Origin of the sequence: Alteribacter aurantiacus DSM 18675 (genome assembly GCF_000429705.1) — a bacterium.
GTDB classification, from domain to species: domain Bacteria; phylum Bacillota; class Bacilli; order Bacillales; family Salisediminibacteriaceae; genus Alteribacter; species Alteribacter aurantiacus.
Genome location: NZ_KE386941.1, coordinates 834,320 through 850,032, shown reverse-complemented (window position 1 = coordinate 850,032; position 15,713 = coordinate 834,320). Strand labels below are relative to the sequence as shown.

The 15,713-nt window shown below is 41.0% G+C and carries 15 protein-coding genes; 4 read left to right on the top strand and 11 right to left on the bottom strand.

Annotated features, from left to right (window positions below; genetic code table 11):
• Positions 1-3: 3 nt before the first annotated feature.
• From G476_RS0107590 to G476_RS0107575, 4 genes are read right to left on the bottom strand one after another with little or no spacing between them, the layout of a single operon-like run.
• Positions 4-1,278: a peptidase gene (locus G476_RS0107590; RefSeq protein ID WP_026689571.1), complete on the bottom strand. Its 1,275-nt coding sequence runs from the start codon at positions 1,276-1,278 to the stop codon at positions 4-6.
• A 45-nt stretch (positions 1,279-1,323) separates the two neighbouring features.
• The gene (locus tag G476_RS0107585; RefSeq protein WP_026689570.1) at positions 1,324-1,980 is read right to left on the bottom strand and encodes a 3-oxoacid CoA-transferase subunit B; all 657 of its coding nucleotides are present in this window, start codon (positions 1,978-1,980) and stop codon (positions 1,324-1,326) included.
• A complete protein-coding gene (locus G476_RS0107580) occupies positions 1,959-2,666 on the bottom strand; it encodes a CoA transferase subunit A (RefSeq protein WP_026689569.1) in 708 nt (235 codons plus the stop codon). Before G476_RS0107580 ends, G476_RS0107585 begins: the two co-directional genes overlap by 22 nt.
• Before the next feature lie 13 nt (positions 2,667-2,679).
• Positions 2,680-4,041 (bottom strand): aspartate aminotransferase family protein, encoded by a 1,362-nt coding sequence (locus tag G476_RS0107575; protein ID WP_026689568.1) that lies wholly within the window; start codon positions 4,039-4,041, stop codon positions 2,680-2,682.
• A gap of 181 nt (positions 4,042-4,222) precedes the next feature.
• On the opposite strand from G476_RS0107575, the gene G476_RS0107570 reads away from it, so the two are divergent.
• Positions 4,223-5,875, top strand: coding sequence for a PucR family transcriptional regulator (locus G476_RS0107570; RefSeq protein WP_026689567.1), 1,653 nt, complete (start codon positions 4,223-4,225; stop codon positions 5,873-5,875).
• A 117-nt stretch (positions 5,876-5,992) separates the two neighbouring features.
• The gene (gene yppF / locus G476_RS21465) at positions 5,993-6,208 is read left to right on the top strand and encodes a YppF family protein (RefSeq protein ID WP_035186259.1); all 216 of its coding nucleotides are present in this window, start codon (positions 5,993-5,995) and stop codon (positions 6,206-6,208) included.
• A gap of 281 nt (positions 6,209-6,489) precedes the next feature.
• Here the strand turns inward: yppF and G476_RS0107560 are convergent, their stop codons facing one another.
• Together G476_RS0107560 and pgmB are read right to left on the bottom strand one after the other, a co-directional pair.
• A complete protein-coding gene (locus G476_RS0107560) occupies positions 6,490-8,805 on the bottom strand; it encodes a glycoside hydrolase family 65 protein (RefSeq protein ID WP_026689566.1) in 2,316 nt (771 codons plus the stop codon).
• Between the two features lie 52 nt (positions 8,806-8,857).
• The gene (gene pgmB, locus G476_RS0107555) at positions 8,858-9,508 is read right to left on the bottom strand and encodes a beta-phosphoglucomutase (protein ID WP_026689565.1); all 651 of its coding nucleotides are present in this window, start codon (positions 9,506-9,508) and stop codon (positions 8,858-8,860) included.
• A gap of 367 nt (positions 9,509-9,875) precedes the next feature.
• Between pgmB and G476_RS24025 the strand changes: the two genes are divergently transcribed.
• Both G476_RS24025 and G476_RS21460 read left to right on the top strand, forming a co-directional pair.
• Entirely contained in the window at positions 9,876-10,007 is a 132-nt protein-coding gene (locus tag G476_RS24025; protein ID WP_281170443.1) for a hypothetical protein, read from the top strand.
• A 106-nt stretch (positions 10,008-10,113) separates the two neighbouring features.
• Positions 10,114-10,260 carry an aspartyl-phosphate phosphatase Spo0E family protein gene (locus G476_RS21460; RefSeq protein ID WP_156906533.1) on the top strand — a complete coding sequence of 49 codons (147 nt, stop codon included), beginning with the start codon at positions 10,114-10,116 and terminating at the stop codon, positions 10,258-10,260.
• Positions 10,261-10,307: 47 nt separating this feature from the next.
• Here G476_RS21460 and G476_RS0107540 read toward each other — a convergent pair whose 3' ends face one another.
• The 5 genes from G476_RS0107540 to G476_RS21455 all read right to left on the bottom strand — a co-directional run bounded on the left by G476_RS0107540 (position 10,308) and on the right by G476_RS21455 (position 15,662).
• A complete protein-coding gene (locus G476_RS0107540; protein ID WP_026689564.1) occupies positions 10,308-12,125 on the bottom strand; it encodes a S8 family peptidase in 1,818 nt (605 codons plus the stop codon).
• Positions 12,126-12,265: 140 nt separating this feature from the next.
• Complete coding sequence (locus G476_RS0107535) at positions 12,266-12,820, bottom strand: DUF420 domain-containing protein (RefSeq protein WP_035186255.1); 555 nt, start codon at positions 12,818-12,820, stop codon at positions 12,266-12,268.
• Between the two features lie 6 nt (positions 12,821-12,826).
• The gene (locus tag G476_RS0107530; protein ID WP_051314698.1) at positions 12,827-14,053 is read right to left on the bottom strand and encodes an MBL fold metallo-hydrolase; all 1,227 of its coding nucleotides are present in this window, start codon (positions 14,051-14,053) and stop codon (positions 12,827-12,829) included.
• A 122-nt stretch (positions 14,054-14,175) separates the two neighbouring features.
• Complete coding sequence (locus G476_RS23800; protein ID WP_245579644.1) at positions 14,176-14,355, bottom strand: hypothetical protein; 180 nt, start codon at positions 14,353-14,355, stop codon at positions 14,176-14,178.
• A gap of 59 nt (positions 14,356-14,414) precedes the next feature.
• Positions 14,415-15,662 carry an MFS transporter gene (locus G476_RS21455; protein WP_281170442.1) on the bottom strand — a complete coding sequence of 416 codons (1,248 nt, stop codon included), beginning with the start codon at positions 15,660-15,662 and terminating at the stop codon, positions 14,415-14,417.
• Positions 15,663-15,713: the final 51 nt, after the last annotated feature.

Sequence of the window (15,713 nt, the reverse complement as noted above, 5' to 3'; positions counted from 1 at the left end):
CAACTAATCCTCCTTTGGTTGATTACACCAATCCATGATTGTGAGAGCAATAACCTTTGCACACTCTAAAACGCGATCCACTTCGATATACTCGTTTGAGAAGTGCGCCATTTGTGTCACGCCAGGACCAAAGACAACTGAAGGTGTATGACCGATATTCGTTAATAAACCTCCATCCGTTCCCCAAGGTGAAGCTTCAACTTTTGCTTGCCTTCCCGTAACGTATTCAAACTCCTTTTTTAACGATTTCAATAATCCATGCTCTTCATGAACCGCTCCGGGCAACCATCTTGCTCCAAACCACTCGATTTCGATTGGGTGATCTTTAAACCATTCGTCTTTTTCACTGAGTAAACGCAAATACGTTTCAAACTCAGCCTGGGCTTGTTCCACTGATTCTTCAGGAGAAATACCATATCGCCCTTCAATCTTCACAAGATCGACCACCGAAGAAGGCCAATCGCCTCCCTCAATTACACCAACGTTAATAGGGATAGGGATAGGAATATCTTTGTATAATGGATCGTTGATTCGATCGTTTCGATTTTTTTCTAGTTTACGGATTTCTTTTAAAACAAACGCCGCTTTTTCAATGGCACATACGCCTGCGTATCTCGTACCTCCATGGGCGGCTTTTCCTTTGACTAAAAGACGAAACCACATCGATCCTTGTTGTTTCGGGAAAATCTTCATATTCGTTGGCTCAGGTATCAAAGCTGCATCTGCTGTATATCCCTTCAAAATAGCAGCAAGGGTTCCTGCTCCTCCGCTCTCTTCTTCTATAACACTATGAAACACAAGGTCACCATCCAGTTCAATCTTGCATCTCACAAGAGACTCGATGGCAAGAAGCATCGCGACATTTCCTCCTTTCATATCTGTAGCTCCTCTTCCGTAAACACGACCATCTTTTACTTCACCACTGTATGGATCCATATCCCAGTCTCTTGGATCTCCTTCTGGAACCACATCAACATGCCCATTCAATACGAGGGAACGACCATTTCCATTGCCCTTTTTAACACCAACCACATTTGGGCTCCCTGTAAACGATTCTCTCGGTGATATAAATGCCTGATGTTTCGTAAGTTCTTCTCCTCCAGGCTCCCAGACATCCACCGAAAACCCGAGAGAGTCCAGCTTCTTGGCAACTAAACTCTGAATGCCCGCTTCGTTCATCTGAGTGGAAGGTTCACGAACGAATTGTTGTAAGAGTATGGTCCCTTCTTGTTTTGCGTGATCAATCCATGAAAGGACTTCTTCCTTTTTATGATTCATAAGACGCCTCCTCTTTTACTGTGTGTCCACTAAAAAAGAAAAAGATCAACTTCTTTCAGTGCTTTCTACGGTCAGCTGGGCTTCTGTTAAAGCCATCACCTGTTCGACGGTGAAGGGTTTAAACACTTCCTTTAACACGAGCCCTAGTGAGGTAACCTCGATCACAGCCATTTCTGTAATTATAAGATCAACACACCCTCGTGCCGTCAATGGTAAACTGCATTCATTGACAATCTTCGGCTCTCCGTATTTATCTGTATGATTCATAAGGATGATGACCCGTTTGGCTTTCTCGGCAAGTTCTAAAGCTCCTCCCATTCCGGGGACTCTCTTACCTGGAACAATCCAATTGGCCAAGTCACCTGACTTACTTACTTGCAAAGCTCCCATAATAGTCATATCAAGCTTTCCACGACGAATGATTGCAAAAGCTGTGGCGCTGTCAAAGTAGGACGCCCCCACTCCGGCAGTGATTGGAAAGCCGCCTGCATTACATAGGTTGGGGTTTTCCTGCCCTTTTACCGGGCTTGGACCGGTTCCAAGTACTCCGTTTTCTGCGTGAAACATAACCGCAACAGACGAGGGAACAAAATCAGCCACAAGGGTTGGGATCCCGATCCCTAGATTCACTACCATACCGGCCTTGATTTCCTTCGCTGCCCGCCTTGCAATTTGTTCTCTTATTTCTCTTCCCAAGCCCATTTCCAATTCACCCCTTCCGATTGGACAACGGCATTAACAAAAACACCTGGTGTTACAATTTCTTCAGGACTCAACGCACCTGTTTCAACAATTTGATCAACCTCAGCAATGGTCACTCTGCCCGCCATACTCACTAGGGGATTTGTATTGCGTGCACTTGTATTATAAGTAAGATTGCCAAAGTGGTCGGCTGTGTGGCCACACACTATGGCAATATCAGCAGTGAGTGGTGTTTCCAACAGAAATGTCTTTCCGTTTACAATCACTTTCTCTTTCCCTTTTTCTACAAAAGGATTGCCAATTCCACTATCGACCAGGATCCCGCCTAATCCTACTCCTCCTGCTCGAATTCGTTCTGCCAGTGTTCCTTGTGGTGAAAACTCCACTTCCAGTTTTCCTTCTGTCATTAACTTTCCTGCTACCGGATTTGATCCAATGTGAGAAGCAATCAGCTTCTTCACTCTTCCTTCACTTACCAGCTTTCCTACACCAATATGAGGGAAGCCGGCATCATTTCCGATCAACGTAAGATTCTTTAATCCCTTTTGAAGCATCCCTTCAATTAAAGAAGGAGGATTTCCCACACCTCCAAATCCTCCAAACATAATGGTCATGCCATCTTCCATATACGAAAGTGCTTGTTCCAAGGTAATCTTCTTATTCAAAGCGTTCACTGTGTTTGCCATCGTCTTAGCCCCCCTAACCAACTGAACTAAAGAAACCTCCAATTTGAAGCTCATCTTGCACTTCTTTGACGGTTTGATCGAATAAATGAATGATCTTATCCACTTCTTCTTTTTTTGTAACCAATGGTGGCGCTATGATTACAGCATCTCCAAACATCCCGTCAACACCAGCTGAAGCAGGATAAACGATTAGTCCCCGTTTCATGGCCCGCTCAATTATTGTTTTGGATACATGAACTTCGGTAGCAAATGGAAGCTTATTAAACAGGTTCGAAACGAATTCCACTCCGAGTAACATCCCTCTTCCTCGAACATCTCCAATCATGGGATACCTTTGCTGTAATACCTTTAGTTGTCCTTTTAAATACTCCCCGACTTTTTTAGACTGTTCGATTAAATCATGCCTTTCTATATATTCTAAAACGGTCAACGCTACAGCTGCACTTTGTGGATTAGCACTGTAAGTGTGTCCGCTCATAATCAATTTTGATCCTTTGAAAATTGGTTCCATCACTCGATCACTTATCATCGTGGCAGCAATTGGTGTGTAGCCAGCCCCCATGCCTTTTCCTATAGCAATAATGTCAGGAACGACTTTCCAATGATCGATTGCAAACGGTGTTCCGCACCTCCCGATGCCTGTCATCACCTCATCAGCAATAAAAAGAATGTTATTTTGTTCACAAATCTCTTTAATGGCTTCATAATACCCGTCTGGAGGAACGACAGCAGCACCTGCAGCACCTATAATCGGTTCAGCTATAAACGCGGCAATGTGATCGGCTCCAATGCGTCTAATAGCCGTATCTAATTCCTTTGCACAGTGAAGACCGCACTCTGGGTATGTCTGGTTAAATGGGCACCGATAACAATAAGGTGGATTCAGTGTGGGGAAGTCCTCCAAAAGTGACGTAAACCTCTCACGCCTTCCTGTATGGCCTGACATGGATAATGCACCTAGCGTTATACCGTGATAACTCATCCACCTGGATAGAATTTTCGTCTTACTTTTCTTTCCTTTTTCCTGCCAATACTGAAGAGCAACTTTAAGAGCGGTTTCTGTTGCTTCTGAACCACTATTTACAAAAAACGACCAATTCACATCTCCCGGTGCCCAAGATTTAAGCTTTATGGCCAATCGTTCTGCAGGCTCATTTGTAAACTGTGACCTGTATACAAATGACACTTTTTCAGCCTGTTCTTTCATCACATCTGCAATTTCTAATACACCGTGGCCAATTCCAGCTGTGACGGCACCAGATGAAGCATCAATGTATTCCTTTCCTTCCGAATCATACAAATAGATTCCTTTACCATAAGCAGCAACAGGATAATCCAGATCTAACAAGGGTTTAATTAAATAACTTTCTTTCATCTGTTATCCCCCCTTATACAAAAGATTGAAAAATCAGAAAATAACACCTACACTAAGATTACGGGGATCCTTATCTTTATCCTATTCAAAATTCCCATTAATGACTATTCGCTTATGTTAATCATCTTTCTTATTGCTTTTTATACATTTTGTATAAACGCTGTACTTAGGAGTGTTGTCTATGCTAACGATCCAAGAAGCGTTGAACCTCCCTGCTCTGCAAGAAACGATCATACGAGCAGGACAATCTGGTGTGGATCAGACGATAAAATGGGTCACGACAGTGGAAATCATTGAAGATATTACACGATTTCAGCAAGGAGAATTCCTTGTTACAACCGGTTTTGGATTAAATGAAGACACCCCCTATAAGGAGAGGCTCCTCTCGCTTATTCGCGAAAAGAAACTTGCAGGGATGGCTCTTTATACGGGATTTTATATCCCCCACATTCCTAAAGAGATTATTGAAGAAGCAGATGTATTGGGGCTTCCCTTAATTGAAATCCCTTCTTCAATCAACTTTTCAACGGTAACAAAAGCCATCTTAGAACAAATGGCCAACCGACAAATCAGAATTTTGGAAGAGTCTCTTTCCATTCATAAGGAAATGACCAAGCTCGCTCTACGTCATGACGGGTTAGAACCTATGTTAAAAAAGCTAAGTGTTCTCACGTCCTCCAGCATGTTTGTGTTTGATGACTTGTTTCAAATGCACGCCTTTGTTAAAAGGCATAAGGAAATGGACGTTCATGGTAGCACCATCATGTTAAACAATCAGTCCTTTATATTAAAAGATTATATGGATGTGGTGAAAGTTAAAAAAGACGCTTTTCACCACCACAATTGGCAACGGTTCCCTTGCTTTTTCACTCCTGTCAAATCTGGTGAATTTGTCTACGGTTATTTATTAATGATTAAAGAAAAAACCTATTCAACGGAAATGGATGAAGCGATATTGGAACATGTAGCTACATTGGTTGGGATTGAATTTGTAAAAGAATACGCCATAGAAGAAACAAAGGTGCGTATTCAAGGAGAGCTCGTAGAGGAAATTCTGCAACGAAAGGATATGGATACAGCAACTGCACTAAGAAGAGGATTAAGACTAGGCTTTGATCTATCCAAAAAGCAAGCGGTGCTCTACGCCAAGGTTAGAGGGGAAAGTCCATATACGAAGCAGGAATTGGACTTTGGGAAACAGCTCCACTATATTGCTGCACAGCAATTTTCAAAAGAAAGTGCTCAATGTATCTTGTTGCCTAAAACCGATGCTCTTGTGGCTATGGTTGAAACAACAGGACAATCTATTGCAGAGGATAAAAAGCAATTAAAACACTATGCACAAGGAATGATTGAACGTTGGCGCTTTCACTATCAAGAACCTTTAATAATCGGAATTGGCAGGTCTTATCAATCTATACACGATCTCTCTACAAGCGGCCGTGAAGCCGAATACGCTGTCTCCTACTCGTCCCTTTTATTAAAGAAAAGTGATATTATCCACTACGATGACCTCGGATTTTATCACTTGCTCATTCAAATGGAAGAATCCGGGGTTCCACTTGAGCAATTTTATAGTGATTATTTAGGAGAACTGGTACATGGTGACCGTCATCGAACCGACTTAATTTTAACACTTGAGACCTACTTGGGGCATAATTGTCACATCCAACAAACAGCTACCAAACTCTATATTCACAGGCATACGTTAAAATACAGACTATCACAAATTGAGAAAAAAACCGGGATGAGTATGGATAGTGCTGACGATCGGTTAAACCTCCACCTAGCTGTAATGGCGTATAAATTCTCCCAAACCGACCCGTTAAGCTAATGTTCGTCAAAATCCGATCACCGCGCGCACATTTTGTCTGAAGATTGAAAATTTCAATTATATTCCTTTTCCTTTTTTTCGTGATACACTACAAACGAATATGGAGGAGGGGTATATATGACATTAGCGGTATTAATTGATTTTTATCGTGTTCGTTTCAACCAGTCTCCCACTCAGGCTAATGATTTAATGGATGTTTTAACGTGGTGCTACCTGAGTGAGTTTGTTTCACCTAATGACTATAAGCGCCTATTAAAAGAGCTTGAACAACGAGGAGCGTATAAGCCTTATTGTAATGAAGAGCCATACCCAAGAGAAAAACATATTTCTTAAAATAGAAAGAGTGACGCGGGTCTTACCTTGCGCCACTCTCTTTTTTTAAGGCTGTTTTCGTACAGAATGTTGCTTTTTAAATGTAATTCTCTCATCGCTAGAATGCTGGTTGAAGCATACGGGCCCTTCGCTTTCCGTGGCGGTGCTAGCAAGCCTCCTCGAGCGTTGCCCTGTGGGGTCTTGCATTGCCCCCACGGCCACAGGAGTCTCGAGCCCTTCTGCTTCAACTTTTCTTGTATAAAAGCAACAATCCTTCCGAAAACAGCATTTTTTAAAACTGTTTATACTTTTTCTTTTAAAACTGTTTTAACTTCTTGGTTCCCTTTTATTGTGAAATCCTTTTTTCCAACGGTAATATCTACAGTTTGGTCTGTTTCATTTGTGACCACCACTTGATCTTTGGTAACTTGGATGTTCAGTCTAGCATGCCTAAAGACAACTTTAAATGAGAACGCTTGCCATTGCCCAGGGATAAACGGGTTAAGAATGAGTCGATCGTTCTTCACCTTCAAGCCTCCAAAACCGTGGACAACACTCATCCAAGTTCCAGCCATACTCGTCGTGTGGCAACCATCTTCTGTGTCATTATTGTAATTATCCAGGTCAAGCCGCGCTGTTCTGAGGTACATTTCATAGGCTTTATCTTTATACCCTAACTCACATGCCAAAATGGAATGGACACACGGAGATAAAGAAGACTCATGAACCGTTCTAGGCTCATAAAAGTCAAAATTTCGTTTTTTCGTTTCCAGATCAAAATCGTCATTCAAAAAGTACAAACCTTGCAATACATCTGCTTGTTTAATAAAGCAAGAACGCAAAATTCTGTCCCAAGACCAATTTTGATTTAATGGGAGGTGCTTCCCATCAAGCTCACGAACAAGTAGTTGCTCTTTGTCCATGTATCCATCTTGTTGGAGAAAGATCCCTATTTCCTCATCTACCGGATAGTACATCTTCTCGATAATATCAGACCACTTCATTGTTTCCTCTTCGGTCAACCCAAGCTTATCTACTATTTCTTCATATTTTTTAGGATCGGTTTCATTTACGTGAGCAAGGGCTTTGAGCGTATAATCAAGCGTCCAAGCAGCAATACGGTTAGTGTACCAGTTGTTGTTTACATTGTTTTCATATTCATTTGGCCCTGTCACGCCAAGCATCATGTATACGTCTTTTTTCCCCACATAATTAACCCGTTCTTCCCAAAACCTTGAGATTTCCGACAATACTTCCAAGCCATATTCTCCAAGATAATCGGTGTCACCTGTGTAATTGACGTAATTGTATATAGCATAAGCAATGGCACCATTACGGTGGATTTCTTCAAATGTTATCTCCCATTCGTTATGGCACTCTTCACCGTTCATCGTAACCATCGGATATAGTGCACCCTTACTAAACCCTAACTTCTTGGCATTTTCTTTTGCTTTTTCAAGGTGGTTATATCGATAAACAAGCAAATTCCTCGGAATTTCTTGATTTGATGTACTTAAATAAAATGGTAAGCAATACGCTTCCGTATCCCAATACGTGCTTCCACCATATTTTTCTCCGGTAAAGCCCTTTGGTCCAATGTTTAATCGATCATCTTCACCGTTGTAGGTCTGATTCAATTGGAAAATGTTAAAGCGGATCCCCTGCTGAGCACTAACGTCTCCTTCAATGACAATGTCGCTATCTTCCCACTTATCAGCCCATGCTTCTTTTTGCTCTTGTAGCAGACGCTCAAAACCTTTTTCCGAAGCCTCTTCACTTACCCTTTGTGAAACGGTTGTCAAGTCGCTCTCATCATGATTTCGATTCGTAACATTCGCAACGAATTTGTTGACCACTGTTGGTTCACCATGCTTTAAAGGTACATTGATTACATGCGCTACGTATTTTTCATTTGTAACTACTTCACGTGTCGGCTCAATGAAAGTATGGTTTTGTGTAAAGGTATTTCTCATTGTGGAAGCAAGCTTAAAATCGAGCTTCTTTGTTTTTATAACTACCGTTCCTTGATTAACGTTTGCATCCGAAGTAACATGGTCCCAAAACTTCTCATCATAATTTGCATCCGTATTTTTTATATCTCCATCCAAGTAAGATGTAAGAGTTAGCTGTCCATCAAAATTGATCGGAGTAATCGAATAATGAATAGTACCTACTTCATGATCCACTATACTAACAAACCGCACCGCTTCTATTTTAACTTTTTTTCCAGAAGACAACTCCGCAGTAAAAGATCTCTTTAGATACCCTTCACGCATATTAAGCTCTCTTTTAAAGTCCTCTACGTTCGCTTTGTATAAATCCAGATCTTCTCCGTCAATAACAACCTTTAACCCGATCCAATTTGTGGAGTTGAGTACTTTGGCGAAGTATTCTGGATATCCGTTCTTCCACCAACCAACCCTTGTTTTATCAGGATAATAAACGCCTGCCATATAGCTCCCTTGAAGAGATGGACCTGAATACGTTTCTTCAAAGTTGGCCCGTTGACCCATGTGACCGTTTCCGATGCTAAAAACACTCTCTGAAATTTCATGGTTGTCCGGATTAAATCCTTCTTCAATAATCGACCATTCATCCAATTTCAAATACTGTTTCATTCCCCTGATCCCCTTCCCATGCAACCGCTTGCACGATTGTGGTTAAAAAAATTTAAAACAATTCTAGTTGCTTTAAACAAATGTCGGTCAAGCTAGTGATATTTTTGTCCGCTTCATGCAGGACTGAAGAATCACCAACACCAACGCTGTACATACCTGCTCGTCTTGCTGCTGTTATTCCTGAGAATGCATCCTCGAATACTACGCATTTTTTAGGATCAGCATTCAATTCCATTGCACCTAACAAGAACACTTCAGGGTCCGGCTTTGCATTTGTAATCTTGGTTCCATCAACAATCGAATCAAACTCTTCGTAGAGGCCAATGTTCTTTAATATTCGCTCAGCGTTCTTACTTACTGATCCAAGAGCAATTGGAATACCTTCACTTTTAAGTTCTTGTATCAGTTCTTTTGCTCCAGGGAGAATTTCTGAATCGTTCATCTCTGAAATGGAAGAAACATACCATTCATTTTTCTCTGTTGCGAGCTTTAGTTTTTCTTCTTCAGATCTTTCAATCCCACCGATTTCAAGAAGGATGTTCAAGGAATCCATACGGCTGACCCCTTTTAATCGTTCGTTATCTTCTTCGGTAAATGTAAAACCCATGTTTTCGGCAAGCTTTTTCCACGCTTCAAAGTGATACTTAGCCGTATCCACTATAACTCCATCTAAATCAAAAATTACCGCTTCGGGTTTTCCCACTCTTGCTCTCTCCTTTCAATAACAACTATTATCCAACCTAATTCTAGTACACTTCCACGGAAAAAGAAAGCGTTTTATTATCGAATATTTTACGTTTATTTTTCTTTTCTAAAAGACAGACAAAGACTTTTTCAAGGTAAAAAGGCGGAAACTCTCTGAGGATCGCTTACAACAAGAATGCCCATTATAATGCTTAACCAAGAGGCTTAAATTCGAAGTTTATCGAAGTTTATCAATGAAGAAGTTTCGTGTACATAACTACTATGCACAAACATCAAGGTGTTCTTCCTTACCTGCTTTTAGATTGGTCTCTCATAGTATGACTACTGAATCGAAGGTCAAACTAAAGACGATGGAGGTGACTGTGTTGGAAAAGAAAATGAAAAAAGGACAGAAGCGCAAACCCGGAAGGAAAATTGACAGTAAATTACATTATCAAGTATATATCCAGGAAAAAAGAACGCCTCACCCTAAAGAAGAAGAAGAAATGGATTATTAATCTTGTCGATTCATTAAATGTTTTGACTGGTTTCAACGAATAGGTAGCCAACAGCAAAATGGTCGTAGATAATAGCAAAAAAGGTTCAGTTTGGAGTGAAAAAGAAATGATACAAAACCATATCGAGAAAAAGAGAGCTGAATTACTAACAACTGCAAAAACGTTTGGATTTGGGGCGAAGGAAACCATTGATTGCTCCGTGGAGTTGGACAAGCTTATTTGGGCATATCAGGAAAACCGTTTGCGTGAATAAAATGACCGGAGTGACAAATTGTCACTCCGGTCATTTTATTATGGTTTTTATTGTCCATTTGCTAATTTTATTGCATTGGTTACATTAATGATTCCATGTCCTGTATAAATATCAAATCCGCTGTCTCCTATGTCGTTACAGGAGTTGCGCATAATATCGTAAACTTCTTCATTTGAAAGTTCCGGGTTAATACTTAAGATCAACCCCGCCAAACCTGCAACATGAGGAGAAGCCATTGATGTTCCACTCATAGCTACATATTCGTTTCCAACATACGTACTTGGAATATGTTCACCTGGTGCTGATACGTCCACGTGTTCTCCAAAATTTGAAAACTGGGCATGCTGCCCATCCGGGTCCAGTGCAGCCACTGTAAATACTTCTGGATAGGCAGCAGGATACATCGGAGTTTCCACCGCTTCATTACCAGAGGCAGCAATTAACACAACATCTTGCTCGTATGCGTACCTAATGGCATCTCTCATGACCTCTGAATCATGGCTATCACCGAGACTCATATTGATTACTCGTGCTCCGTTATCTACGGACCATCGAATCGCATCTGCAATTGAAAAGGAGTTCCCTTCAGCGTTGGCATCCAGAGCCTTTACAGCAAGGATCGGGTTTGTCCATGAGACTCCAGCAATCCCTTCTACATTGTTAGTAACTGCAGCAGCTACACCAGCTACATGAGTACCATGGCCATGTTCATCGTAATAGTTTTCGTTATTTTCAAACGCATTGTAACCACCAATAATCTTGTCTTCCAAGTCAACGTGTTCCGGGTCAACACCACTATCGATGATCGCTATTGGTATCTCTTCGTTTCCAGACGTAATTTGCCAGCCTTCTTCAACAGTAATTTGCTCCAAGTTCCATTGATAAGGGTCGTACAACTCATCATTAGGGGTCGTACCTTCTTGTTGTGGTTCAATGAGACGAGGCTTGTAATCTAAAGCCGGATGTGAGCGCTTTTTATGAAAACTTGTTTGCTTCTCCACCGAATAATTAGGCTCCGCAAACATAACAGCCGGATCTTGAGCAAACTCCGCTACCAATTGTTCAGTCGTTCGGTTTTTCGTTCGGTCACGGAATACACAGTCTCTTCCTTCTTCGTCAAGTAAAGATACACCGTGGATCTTTGCTAACTCTTTACCCTCATTTCCTTCATTAAGCCTTACAACAACTTCCCCTTCTCTATACGGGGCGTCGGGCTCTATTGTCGGTTCACTGTGAACGAATACATCCCAATCAAGCTCAGGAATTCTTTTTTTCACATAAGGAGCTTCGGTTTCTTGAGCATCAAAGTCCAATGCCATATTACTTGCACCTAGGAAAAACTGACCGTTTTCACCTGTAATCACAGCAAGGTCTTTAACAAAGGTACTTACAAAAGAAAGGTCCATTTCACCAATACACCAATCATCCCCGTCTTTTGTACCCATTAAGAGTTTTTGCGTACCTTTTTCGACGTATGGCTCGGAGATATACACTCCTTCTTTCTTTTCTTTGGTTAACTTATCTACCGGATTTTCCGTTACATTTCCCACTTTGGTTGTCTCCCCGCTTGCATGGACGACCGCGAACCCATGAAAATGAGGATGGTCGTGGAGCTCTTCTTGTAGACCGGATAAGTCCTTTTCTTTCGTATGGTGTTGTGACCATCTTATTAGTTGATCTTCCATCTTGTCCATAAACATACTTACGGTGTACGTAATGTCTTCAGCAAATACTTCGTCCATATGGGCCTGCAAGCCGTCTTGAGCTAGGTCATCCTGTTTTTGATGGTCCGAAAAATACCAGACAGCCAAAACGGTTAACAATGCTATGGAAAAGAAAGCAGACAGTTGAATGATTCGTTTCATAATCTTTCCTCCATTTGTTTTTTAACGTTCTTAGCATGCGCCCAATGGAGGACTTCATGCAAGAGAATGAAGTTGCTTACATTTATTGAAATTCACAATAAAAAACTTGCTCAACCATGATGATTGAGCAAGTACTGTGATTAGTAATAAGGTGAAATTAAAATGTATACGAGAACACCGGTTAAACTTACATAAAGCCACATTGGCATGGCAAAACGAACCCACTTACGATGACGAGCCCTGTGATCATTATACCCACTGAAAAAACTCATTAACGCCAAAGGAACAATAGCTGCGGCAAGGATGATATGAGTAATCAAAATGAAATAATAAAACCCGGCAAGAAATCCGTCACCACCATATGAAGTGGACGGTGCCATAAAGTGATATGTCACATAAGAAAGCAAAAAGACCGTTGTAGAGGTAAAGGCTCCATAAATAAATCGCCTGTGAATCGTAATATTCTCTTTTAGGATAGCTATAAGTGCTCCTACCAAAAAGATAAATGTAAAGCTGTTCAATGTGGCGTTAAGGAGCGGGAGTTGTTGAATAAGATAAGGTAGTTCTCCGTCGTAACCCGGTAAAAAAGAAAGGGCTACGACAAGGGCATTAACAATTATAGTAATCACAATCACTGTTTTTACATAATGCTCATTAATTTTTTTCCATACTGATAACACCGTGCATCGCTCCATTTCTGTTTATGAAACACAGGCTAAGCCCTGCTGCTTTATTTTTTGTAGCCTGCTTTCAGATATACCATTGATACGCGTGAGGTCCCTGACCGACTCGAACGGACGAAGTTCCTTTAGGTCCAACCCCCTAGCTTCACCGATATGAATGATTTCCACTAATTCGTTTAGAACAGCTTCGTTTATATCAATACAATCACTATTTTCAACTGCCATATCTATTGTTTCATCTTTTGTTTCATCGTCTGTTTCTTCTTCATTACTCCCTGGACTCGTTGATTGATCGTTTGGCTTTTTTTGAGTGTAAAGTTCATATCCCGATCCATCAGTTATAATCGTGATGGTACCGTGCTCTGCCGTTCCATAGAGAGGAATATCAAGCTCACTGAAAAGGTCGACTACTTCCCTGTGAGGATGTCCATATTGGTTACCCTCACCTGACGAGTAAACAGAAACTTCCGGATTGACCGTTGTTACGAAAGAGCGTCCATTTGAAGTAGAAGAACCATGATGTCCAACTCTAAATACGGTTGCATCAAGGTGGTTTCCCCTTTCCAATATCTCCCGTTCTGCACCAAGCTCAGCATCACCAGTAATCAAAACATTCACATCACCAAAGGATACATTCATGCTTACTGAATCATCGTTTAAATCTCCAGATAACTCAAGTGGGTGAAGAACCTCAATCCTTAAATCCCCAACAACAAAAGACTCTCCTGCTCTTGGCTCATGATAAGAAGCATCAGATGCCAAGATAGATTCAATTGTCCGTTTAAAAATTTGACTAGAAGCTTCTCCACCTGACATCCATACTTCCTCTACGAAAAACGCTTCAAGAACATCAGGCATCTGACCAATATGATCAGCATGGGGGTGTGTACCAACAAGCAAGTCAATACCTTCAACACCTATGTGTTCAAGGTAAGTAACTACATCATCCCTGTCATGCCGTCCTGCATCAACTAATATCGTCACTTCCTCGGTTAGAAACAGCGTAGCATCACCTTGTCCAACATCTAGGAAATGGATTTCTAGTTTTCCGTCTCCTTCTAGCTTTTCCGTCTTATTTTCACTACTTTCCTTTGCTACACTTAACGTTTCATTTTCATTATTCACGGTTGCTTTTGGTTCTTCAGCCTCTGAGTGAGGTGAATGGCTCACTTCCTCTTCTATGCCACAACCCATTAAAACAAAAAGCATAGCAAAGATGAAGCTTTTCCAATATAATGTTTTCACAAGAACCCCCTAATCGTATATGATTGACCCTTTGTAGTATACAATGTTTTCTAAGGTTTAAAAAGACAAAAGGTGACACATTTGTGTCACCTCACATCGTTTTCTTCGGTCTATGAATGCATTTATAATTTTGATGGTTTTACTTTATTAACCTTTTCATTGCGCGTATTCTGTTCGAGCTTATCCAAAAGCTCACGGACCTCGTCTTTGTTCTCTTTCAAGCCAAACACGCGATTCCTTTCTTTTTTTAATACGCGGATGAGAAGCTGCTTTTCTTTTTTGGTTAATAGCAACGGTCTCACTCCTCTTTCACTTTTTATCAAGTTTACCATCCATGGTCAATGTTGTCTGTTTCTAACACCTAATTGCCCATTGACGAGTGCCTTGAACTACCTCTCTTCGCGTTTTTACTTATAGCCCACCACAAACCGAAGGCCGCTAGCACGAATAAAGAAGTTGAGAAAAAGAAAATAGCAGAAATCGTATAATACCCTGCAATGATCCCTCCAAGAACAGGGCCTGTTACATTCCCCAAAAACCTAAAACTTTGATTATACCCAAGTACTTCTCCTTGAACATGTAATGGTACTACTCTTCTTATATAAGCAGTAGCACAAGGAATAATGCCACCAATCTGAATTCCAAATAAAAACCTAAGCACAATTAACTGCCATATATCCGTTACAAAGGCTTGAGGGATAAAAAATATAGCACCTAATGTCACACAGATTACTAAAACTTTCTCATGACCAATCTCATCGCCAAGTTTTCCCCAGGACCTTGTTGCCACCAGATTCCCAAGTCCTGTAACCGAAAACGCAAAACCTGCCAGAAAAGCGATATTTTCAGCCGACACAAGGGAGCTTACATAAAGAGCAAGTTGAGGTTGGATACTGAAGTTGGCTGTTTGAACAAGTAAAGAAATAATCATAATCATTAACAGCATCCGGTTTCCTGCAATAAAACGAAGGACTTGCCCCATACTTTGGTGCTTCAACCTCTCGCCAGACTTTGTTTGACGGACTTCTCTAATCGAGATCGCAACAAATGTGGTAGCTAAGGTAATTACAAAAGCTGTAATCACAAATGTATATGTAAAACCAAATCCGTCTGCAAGTGCTCCTCCAATTAATGGACCAATTAATCCCCCGCCTACTGTACCTGTTTGCAATGTACCAAGAACTTTCCCCGCATGTTTTTTATCCGTTTGTGAAGAAATAAGCGCGAGGGATGTAGGAATAAACCCTGTAACCAAACCCATAAACAACCTTAATATAAACAATTCCATTACTGAATCGACGTAACCCATTAAAAAGATTGAGAGTGCAATTCCATAACCGGTCATAAGTAGGATTTTCTTTCGACCGAATCGATCCCCGAATCTTCCCCAAAGTGGCGATACGAGGAATGCTACGAGAAACGTAATTCCAAAAACAAAACCTGACCACCGCTGTACGAAAGCAGGTGAATAATCACCAAACGTTTCTATATATAATGAGAGAAACGGCAAAACCATTGTGGCACTCGCGGCAACACTGAAGTTCGCGATCCACATGATAAGTAAATTCCTTGTTTCTCTAGAGATGTGAAACACCTTCTTCTTATTCATTTCGTATACCTAAATATCAGTATAGCGAATCATTTTGTTTATGAAAAGCGT

Bases quoted from the DNA above. Each gene is read 5' to 3' on its own strand.
- G476_RS0107590 (WP_026689571.1), bottom strand. From the start codon at position 1,278: ATGAATCATAAAAAGGAAGAAGTCCTTTCATGGATTGATCACGCAAAA.
- G476_RS0107585 (WP_026689570.1), bottom strand. From the start codon at position 1,980: ATGGGCTTGGGAAGAGAAATAAGAGAACAAATTGCAAGGCGGGCAGCG.
- G476_RS0107580 (WP_026689569.1), bottom strand. From the start codon at position 2,666: ATGGCAAACACAGTGAACGCTTTGAATAAGAAGATTACCTTGGAACAA.
- G476_RS0107575 (WP_026689568.1), bottom strand. From the start codon at position 4,041: ATGAAAGAAAGTTATTTAATTAAACCCTTGTTAGATCTGGATTATCCT.
- G476_RS0107570 (WP_026689567.1), top strand. From the start codon at position 4,223: ATGCTAACGATCCAAGAAGCGTTGAACCTCCCTGCTCTGCAAGAAACG.
- yppF (WP_035186259.1), top strand. From the start codon at position 5,993: ATGACATTAGCGGTATTAATTGATTTTTATCGTGTTCGTTTCAACCAG.
- G476_RS0107560 (WP_026689566.1), bottom strand. From the start codon at position 8,805: ATGAAACAGTATTTGAAATTGGATGAATGGTCGATTATTGAAGAAGGA.
- G476_RS21460 (WP_156906533.1), top strand. From the start codon at position 10,114: ATGATACAAAACCATATCGAGAAAAAGAGAGCTGAATTACTAACAACT.
- G476_RS0107540 (WP_026689564.1), bottom strand. From the start codon at position 12,125: ATGAAACGAATCATTCAACTGTCTGCTTTCTTTTCCATAGCATTGTTA.
- G476_RS0107535 (WP_035186255.1), bottom strand. From the start codon at position 12,820: ATGGAGCGATGCACGGTGTTATCAGTATGGAAAAAAATTAATGAGCAT.
- G476_RS21455 (WP_281170442.1), bottom strand. From the start codon at position 15,662: ATGAATAAGAAGAAGGTGTTTCACATCTCTAGAGAAACAAGGAATTTA.